The organism is Clostridium gallinarum (assembly GCF_014836325.1).
Classification (GTDB): domain Bacteria; phylum Bacillota; class Clostridia; order Clostridiales; family Clostridiaceae; genus Clostridium; species Clostridium gallinarum.
On record NZ_JACSQZ010000087.1, the window covers coordinates 1 to 8,762 of the forward strand.

Annotated in this window: 8 protein-coding genes; 7 read left to right on the forward strand and 1 reads right to left on the reverse strand. The window is 23.7% G+C overall.

The window, feature by feature from the left end:
• The 5 genes from H9660_RS15135 to H9660_RS15155 all read left to right on the forward strand — a co-directional run.
• The coding region (locus H9660_RS15135) for a hypothetical protein (RefSeq protein WP_191751217.1) at positions 1-695 on the forward strand (695 nt) is incomplete at its 5' end.
• A 50-nt stretch (positions 696-745) separates the two neighbouring features.
• Positions 746-2,473, forward strand: coding sequence for a hypothetical protein (locus H9660_RS15140; protein WP_191751218.1), 1,728 nt, complete (start codon positions 746-748; stop codon positions 2,471-2,473).
• A 343-nt stretch (positions 2,474-2,816) separates the two neighbouring features.
• Entirely contained in the window at positions 2,817-3,356 is a 540-nt protein-coding gene (locus H9660_RS15145) for a class I SAM-dependent methyltransferase (RefSeq protein ID WP_191751219.1), read from the forward strand.
• A gap of 52 nt (positions 3,357-3,408) precedes the next feature.
• Positions 3,409-3,909: a hypothetical protein gene (locus H9660_RS15150; protein WP_191751220.1), complete on the forward strand. Its 501-nt coding sequence runs from the start codon at positions 3,409-3,411 to the stop codon at positions 3,907-3,909.
• Positions 3,909-5,318 (forward strand): coiled-coil domain-containing protein, encoded by a 1,410-nt coding sequence (locus H9660_RS15155; RefSeq protein ID WP_191751221.1) that lies wholly within the window; start codon positions 3,909-3,911, stop codon positions 5,316-5,318. Before H9660_RS15150 ends, H9660_RS15155 begins: the two co-directional genes overlap by 1 nt.
• A 351-nt stretch (positions 5,319-5,669) precedes the next feature.
• On the opposite strand, the gene H9660_RS15160 is transcribed toward H9660_RS15155, so the two are convergent.
• A complete protein-coding gene (locus H9660_RS15160; RefSeq protein WP_191751222.1) occupies positions 5,670-6,740 on the reverse strand; it encodes a replication initiation protein in 1,071 nt (356 codons plus the stop codon).
• A 360-nt stretch (positions 6,741-7,100) separates the two neighbouring features.
• Between H9660_RS15160 and H9660_RS15165 the strand changes: the two genes are divergently transcribed.
• Both H9660_RS15165 and H9660_RS15170 read left to right on the forward strand, forming a co-directional pair.
• Entirely contained in the window at positions 7,101-7,736 is a 636-nt protein-coding gene (locus H9660_RS15165) for a hypothetical protein (protein WP_191751223.1), read from the forward strand.
• Positions 7,737-8,489: 753 nt separating this feature from the next.
• Positions 8,490-8,657 carry a hypothetical protein gene (locus H9660_RS15170; protein ID WP_191751224.1) on the forward strand — a complete coding sequence of 56 codons (168 nt, stop codon included), beginning with the start codon at positions 8,490-8,492 and terminating at the stop codon, positions 8,655-8,657.
• The last annotated feature ends 105 nt before the right edge of the window (positions 8,658-8,762 follow it).

Sequence of the window (8,762 nt, forward strand, 5' to 3'; positions counted from 1 at the left end):
AAAAAAAACTTTTATCAATGGTGTTAGCTGCTAGTATATTTTTAGGGGTTGCTATACCAAGTCGCAATGCTTCTGCTAGCGAATTAGGAACTTTATCTAAAAAAGGAGTTACAGTAAGTATAGTAGATGGAGAAGCTATTATAACTTTAGATGAAAATAGCAATTTAAATAAGGCTGAAGCAATTGATGTTGCAAGGGAGTTAGGAGATGAAATAGTAAAAAATGATTCTATTAAGAATGGATCTATTTCAACTTATGAATGGACACAACCTATGAATGCTGAGGATGTAAAAAAAGTTGCTGATGGATGGGTTGAATCTAACTTCTTTAGTAATTTAACATATACAATGACAAAGTGTACTGTAAAAGGAAGTACTACAGCACTTGCATATGTACCATCTAAAGGAAATCCAAGAAACCCTAGTAAAAAAGATGAGTGGACATTTAATGGAGTAGGGATAACATCCGTAACAGCTGATAAAGGTGGAATATCTATAACAGGAGGTTCTACATCTAAAACTTTAACAAAACAGTATACGGCTAGTGATATACAAGATGGATATTCTTTATCATATTGGACAGTAGATGCTTATGGAACAACTACTATTCTTTCAGTTATGCAAAGGTCATCAGCATCATTTTATTATGGAAATATAGATTATAATACTTCTGCATCTAATAAAGTATATTTATAAAATAAAAATCTCTACTATTCAAATTAGTAGAGATTTTTTAGGAGAAAAAAATGACTAGAGAAAAGAAATTTGTAAAAATAATATTAATATTATCATTAGTTTTACTAACTTCAATTTTAATTAAAATTAGTAAAACTAATGAAATATATTGGATTAAAGATTCATATTATGAAAATAATTCAGAAGCAATGTTCACTACTGATATTATGTTTGATAAGTATAATAATAATATAAATATTTATAATACATATTGGGCAATTAATATTTGTGGAAAAAATATTAATAGTACAATAAAAGAAAGTGTAAGCTCATATATTAATAAAATTGATAATTTAACTATAGATAATATTAATAGTTTATATGATTTATTTTATATGTCAGCACTTGACAAGTATATAGATGATAATTTAAATAATAAAGAATATTATTTAAATCGTCTTTTAAAGAACTATGATAAAAAAAATAAAATGTTCTTTTTAAAATCTCAAAGTGATAGTTTAGAAGAAAAAATTGCAGCAAATAATATTGCTATAAAAATATTATCAAACATTTTTCAAAAGGATGGTTATAATGAGGAATTAAATGATATTATTTTAGAATTAAAGGAATCAAGTTTAAAGCTATTTGAAAATGATCAATATTTTACTTATGATGATGAAGAAGTAAACCTAATCAATATTGGATTACCCATATTTGAAAATATAGTATTACTAGGGAATATTACAGATATTGAACTTAATGATTTTTATTTAAAAAGAGTTGATTGGTTTAATTATTGGGAAAATTATATTGAAAGTATAAAAAATCATTCTGAAATAAGCTTAATTTATATAAATTCTATAATTAAATATAAGGGAATTTATAACGCTTTAGGAATTGAAAAGGAAATAGTCGTTAATGACCTTTATAAAGATGAGAATTTAATTAATAATATTATAGAAGTTGATATGCAATTAGCCTATCAATTAATGAATATATCTGAAATTAAAAATACTAAATATATTGATGATTATATTAATAAAAGTAGTTTTATGTGGATTTATAATAATAAGCCAATATCATTAGTAGAAGATTTATATTATGGTACTTATTTATCGGATTCTTATAAGTTTAAATATGATAAAAATAAAGTAAAAAATTATTTTCTTAATTATATTAATAACTTAAGTGAATTAAAAATAAAAGATCTTTATTATATAGATAAGTTATATAATAAATTTAATTTAAAAGAATCAGATTTTGTAAATGTAGAAATAAGTGCTATAAATGAATATATTAATAATATTGAAGATATAGATCAATTTCAACTTAGAGATATATATTTAGCACTTAATGTTAGCAAAAGTTACGATTATTTAGAAAACTCTTATTTAAAATTGCTTAATAAAATCAATAAAGAGTATATAGATAAAAATATAAATAATAGCGAAAATTTAGAACAATTATATTATTTACTAAAAATATCAGAATATTCCTCAATTAACATTGATAATAAGTATTTAGAAGATAAGGTTTTTAAAATTTATAACAATTCAGAATATAAGGATATAAAATCCATTTATTATACATTAAGTATACTTATAGAATTAGATACTGATATTAATAGTTATAAGAATAATATATATTATGATTTTATTGAGTTGAAAGGTAAAGATAAAGAATACTTTATAGTTAAGCCAGAAAATAAAAATGATTTAGAAAATTATAAGTCTAACTTTACTTTAGAATCAAATTATTTTGGATATAAAATAGAAGAACTGTTTAATAAAGAGAATTAATACAGATTAATTTCATATTTTTATTTAAAATATTGTTTTTAATTATAATATAATGTAAACTATATACAATTAAAATATATTTTTCAGACTTAATAGACTTTTATAAATTTTACATGTAATATTAATAACTAAATAGCTTTAAATAAAGAGTCTAGACAAGAAATAATTTTCTTGTCTAGAATAACTTGTTTTCTGTCTATCTTATATGCTTCGCATAAGATGTCCATGAAAATTTTTGTCTAAAGACAAAAACAAGCCAATCAAAGATTGGTTTTAATGGATACGACTCGAAAACAAGTTACAACCAAGATTAAAATTTATAAAAAAATGAAGGAGATAAGGTATGTCATTTCTTATAAATAATCATCTAAAAGAAGGTTATAGTGATTACAACCTTCTTTTTTTAAAAAGGTATAATCAAGAACTTAATTTAAACAATAAGATCCTTGATGTTGGATGTGGCCATTATAGAAATTTATATCTTTTTTACAAAGTCGGTTTTAAAAATCTTTATGGAATTGATAAATTAACTCCAGCTCCAAGTGAAAAACCTAAAAGATTTAAAGTCAATTTCACGAAGCATGATATAAATACGGGGCTTCCATATGAAGATAAGATGTTTGATGTGGTGTTATGTAACTTTGTATTAATGTTTATACCCACTAAAAACTTATGTAACGTCCTACAAGAGCTTTTGCGTGTTACAAAGGTATTTTGTATTATAGAAACTCAAAAGCCTTTCTATGAAGCTAAAAACAGCCAAATGATGCCATATAACTTTAAAGATATAATTAATTATATCGAGAATCATGATGAGTTTGAAATTATTGATAAAAAGATGTACAAAGAGAAATTAATTATAAGGAGAATTAACAATGGCTAGGGGAAGAAAAGCATCAACTATAAAAGTTGTAACTGGACGAGATAGAGATCTTATGCAGCAGCTAAGCAAAACTGGACTCTGTAATTCAAAGCAAGCTAAAGATCATTGTGGCCTAAGTATGGAAAGGCTTAAAAAACTTGAAAAGAGTGGTTATATAAAAACCTCCGAACACATAGTTCGTGGAGAAAATAATCTTATAGTTCAACTTGATAAGGTTGGAAAGGAGTATTGCAGGCAAGAATTTGGGATAAGTAGCTTCTGTGTTGCACAGAAAAACCACCTGGAGCATGATATTAAACTTACAGAAGTTTATTATAGACTAGATAGTGATGTTCAAGATACCTGGAGGCATGAACGAGAATTAATAGATAGATACTATGAAATGTACCCTGAAAGAGAAGGAGAGCTTAAAACTTGCATTGATGCTGCAATAGAAGTTAATGGAGAACTTATTGCAATAGAAAGTGTTGGGGCCAGTTACACTGGAGCGGTAATTGAACTTAAACAAGAAATAGCAACTAGCCTTGGTTGCTCAAGAATGGAGTGTGTGTAATGAAAGCTGTAGTAAGGGATGATATTATTGCTTTAGATAGTTTTGTTGCTGCTGAATTTAAATATAAGCCTTATCTAGAGATGTTAATGAAATCAGGTAACTATTGTTTCCTAGATCAATTTAAAAGACTTATAGATAATGGACAAGCTATAGTAAACGGAATGATAGAAAATAACTTAATAGGTATGGAAAATATAAATAAAAATTATAAATACATATACCTTTCTGATACTGCAATGAAATATTTATATTTAAGAGATAGTGAAGAAGATTATTCAAATATTACAAAAAACAGAATAAGCGTTAAAAAGGTAAATAAAAATCCAACAGAAAAGCAATTATTATCTTCGGCCTATAAATTTCATTTATTAGTAACTGGAGAAGATCTTATTGATAAAGAATCCATTATGAAATCCTTAGAAGATCTTATTTTTATAAAAAGACATAGTGGAAATAGTGAAATATATAATAATTGGTTTAAAAATAATCAAGAAAATATAAAAAATATTAAATCTGAAATTGAAACTTTAAAAAGTGAAAAAGATGAATTTGAAAATAATATAGTTAAATTTAATAAAGGTTTAGGGCTTTTTGATTCATCTAAGGAACATAAAGAATATCTTGATTTAGATTCAAAATGTAGGGAACTTGAAAGTGAAATAAAAGAAAAATCTCAAAAGTTTTTAAAAACAGGTTTTAAAGAATTAAATTTAGAATTAGAATCTTTAAAAAATCTTAAAGATGAAGTTTATAAAAGTTTTTTAATTAAAAATAAGGCAATAGCTAATTTAAATGAACTTATGAAAGACTTTAATGAAAAAATATTAAATAAAGAAAATGAACTTAAAGAAATAGAAGAAAAATTTAATAGAATAACTAAGTCTGTAGAAGAAGTAACAATTCCAAAAGTTAATGAAGTTCAAAAAGTATTTGAAAATTTATATAACATATCAAAAGTTATAGCTAGAATTAAAGATAATAAATTAGAATTTATTATCTTGGATAATGGTAACTTTAAAACTGCCTATGGATATTTAAAGCAAATAAACTCAATAAAATCATTGGATTTAGGAATTGAAGAAATAAAAATAATTATATATAGCTATGCAGAGCATAGGGCGTACAACTTATACAATGAATTTTTAAAAGCTGAAGAAGTAAAATCAAAGGCTCAAAAAACAATTAGAAATTTCAATATAAAAACTGAAAATGCTTCAAAAAAGCCTGATTTCTATATAGCTGCTAAAAAAGTATATGATAACACTCCTGATTTTGAGGTAGAAATGAGAGAGGATTTCTTTTATATGAAAAAATATATGGACTTTATATCTAGTAGTACTAAATCTATAAAAAGAAAAGATAAGAAAGCAATAGATGATTTAGTAGAAAGATTAAAAAACAATGAATAATTTAATTTTTATATAGAAAAAATTCCTTAGTTTATATAAAAAACTGTAGGTAAAAACATATCTATTACAAAATAAAAAAACTTAGTTTTTTAATTAATTTAGGTATGAAAAAGTATTACTTTTTTTATATCCTTTATGCATGACACTGTAATAGACATAAATTTAGTATTATACCTTATATAAAAACCCCAATTGATATATAGCTAATTAGCTATATATCAATTGGGGTTTTTTAATTATAATGAGAATTAAATATATATAAAACCACCAAATTTTTAATCTTAACCGTCATATTTTTATTTTTTATATATTTAGTATTTGTTTTCTCATATTTGAATACTAATAATTTTATTAATCCCACCCTAATAATTTCTTTTCTAAATCTGGATTACCATAATAATCAGCTCCACGACCAGTAAAATTATTAAAGCTAATTTGCTTATGAGATTTAACTGGTTTTTCATATTTTTTTAGTAAAGCTTTAAACCAAATATTAAAGTCTGTAATATCTTGAGTCTTTGAATAATCAGCTATTTCTTTTATTAGTTTTAAAGGATCATTATTAAAATTCTTATTTTCTAATGCTAATTTATAAAATTCATTAGCTGCTTTATCTGATATTTTTATATTACATGATCTATTTATTATATCTTTAATTTCTCTAATACTCTTAACTTCAATATCTTCTGAAACTGTTGCCGATACTTCATCAATAACATTACTACCATTGTTGTAGGTTATTTTTTTATCCTTATTGGGTTTAATAAAAAATTTTAAGGAAGTTACTTTTCTACCTGTTTTTATTTCTTCAAATTCAAAGCTTATATCAGTTTTTAAATTTAATTCTTTTTGTGATTGTTCTATTATTTTTCTTTTGAAATCATTATATCTAGGATATATATTTTCTACTTTTAGAAGTTTTCTTAATTCATCTATCTCTAATTCTATAAATCCTTGTTTCTTAAATTCGTTACATTTTAAAATTTCATAAATTCTAGGAGAATATTTACTTTTCATACTTAGAATATTAGATAATTTATATTGCGTAAACATACTATTAAGTTTTAACATATAAGGTTTTAGTTTAGGAGAAAATTCTAGTTCAACAAGCCCGTGCCCTTTTTTATATGTAGCAGAACTTAGCCATGATATTTGAATAAGTTCATCATCTTCGTCTATTTCAAATACTTTTTTCATGAGCTCTTTAGTTATTTTAGGTACTTCAGTATATTTAGTTTTTGTATCTACCCCTAGTAAGTTCATAAATTCACTAATTTTAAATCTATATGGTTTAAAATCTTCATCAATAGGCTGAACCATACTAGCTAAAGTCAATATTAATTTTTGTTCTTCTAAACTTAAATCATAACTTGAATTCATAATAAAATAATTAGATTTTTTAACTATATAATTTTTATCCATATAAATACCTCCATATCAATATATTACCAAATAAATACGACTACGTCAACATTAAAGACGCGTCGCATTTAGGTACGGAAACGTCGCATTTAGGTACGGAAACGTCGTATTTAAAATTCATTTAGGTACGGAAACGTCGCATTTAGGTACGGAAACGTCGTATTTAAAATTTAAAAGCTAGTTATATCAAGGGTTTAAAAGGTATATAAAACATATAAAACAGTTATATATAAAACATATAAAACAACAACAGAGTAGTTGTCTTAAATTTATATAAATATATCAAATTATATAAAATTTAATATATTTTAATATATTTTAATATGACATCTGTAGTACTATATATTTAGAGGTGATTTTATGATTGATATAGGATTATTAGATACAAATGAAAATCAATTTATTAATTATATAAACTCAGAGCTGCTAAATGGAAGACAAATGAAAGACATTGAAATAAATGACTTTAAAGTTAATGATAGAGTAATTGTAAAAAGATTAGTTAGGCGTGGTTATAAACGAGTTGAGAATGAGCTAAATATAAATGATGAAAAAGGAAAATTAATAAAGATCTTTATAAAAAATGATAAATTTGAAGAAACTATTGTACAAAGTAAGAATAATAAAAATAAACAAAATGACAGTAGTAATGCAATTGTCGTACACGATGAAAATATTAAGATAAAAGAAAACAACATTGATATAAAAGAGATTGTAGAATTAATTGATAAAAAAGAAGAAATTTTTAGGATGTTAGAAATGTTTAATAATATGTCTGACAAGATGGGGGACAACCTGTCAGACAGTATTGAAAACAAGTCTAATAATATAATTATTAAGCTGCCCAACCCTAAAGATAATCAATTTAAAGCAACAATTAGATTAAATGATGTAGTTTGGGAGCAATTTAAGATATTTACTAATCAGTATCCATTCTTTACGACTAAAGATCTAGTATCTCAAGCCTTAGTTGATTTTATGAATAAACATAGTTAAAAAAGTAAGAATTCGCTATTTTAATAGCGAATTCTTACTTTTTTTTATAAAGTTTATTTATAGTAAACAAAAAGCTATGGATTTTCTAAAAATCCATAGCTTACAAACGGCTTAAAATCATAGATATTTAAGATTTCGCTAAAATTCCATTTAACGATATATTCATAAATTAAAAAATGAGAACAAGTTTTTAAAAAGTAGTAATGAAGGACTAACTGTAAAGACTAAAACTCATAATGAGCGTGGAGCTGGAAGAAAAGAAAGATTCTCAAAGCAAGAAAAAGAAATGATGAAAATGTATCGTATCCAAGGAAAAACCGTTAAAGAGATTTCTGAAGTATATAAATGCTCCGTTGGGTTGGTTCATAAATTAATAAATGAATAATACATTTAAAGCCTAATATTTCATAAATTAATTTATGAAATATTAGGCTTTTTAATATCAAAATTATTTGAAACCTTGTTTTAAATAATTTTCACTAAAAAGAACAATTTAGCGAAATATTCAATAGTTAATTTATGAATAAAATATTATTTTGAAATAATATATTTCACCAAATATATTGGTTTAATTTTAAAATATAAAAAATACCCAAATATATAATTATTATTTAAATTAGGAAAATATTGAAAAAATCAAAAAAATAACATATTATATAATATATAGATAAAGGGGGTGAGAATATAAACGTATTAACTTTTATATTAAGTATTATTTTATTTATTTTATTTATTTCTTATTTAATATGGAGGTTGCTAAAAAATAAAGAGTATTATAAAGGGGTAATTTTAGGATTAACTTTAATTTTTATTGGTGGAATATTAATTTTAGATTCAAGACTTAGTATATATCCTTTACAATACTTAATTATTATCATTGGATTAATAATAATAGTAATAGAGACTATTAAATCGAATTAATAGAGTTTTAAGGGGGAATTTATAATGAAAAAAAAACTTTTATCAATGGTGTTAGCTGCTAGTATATTTTTAGGGGTTGCTATACCAAGTCGCAATGCTTCTGCT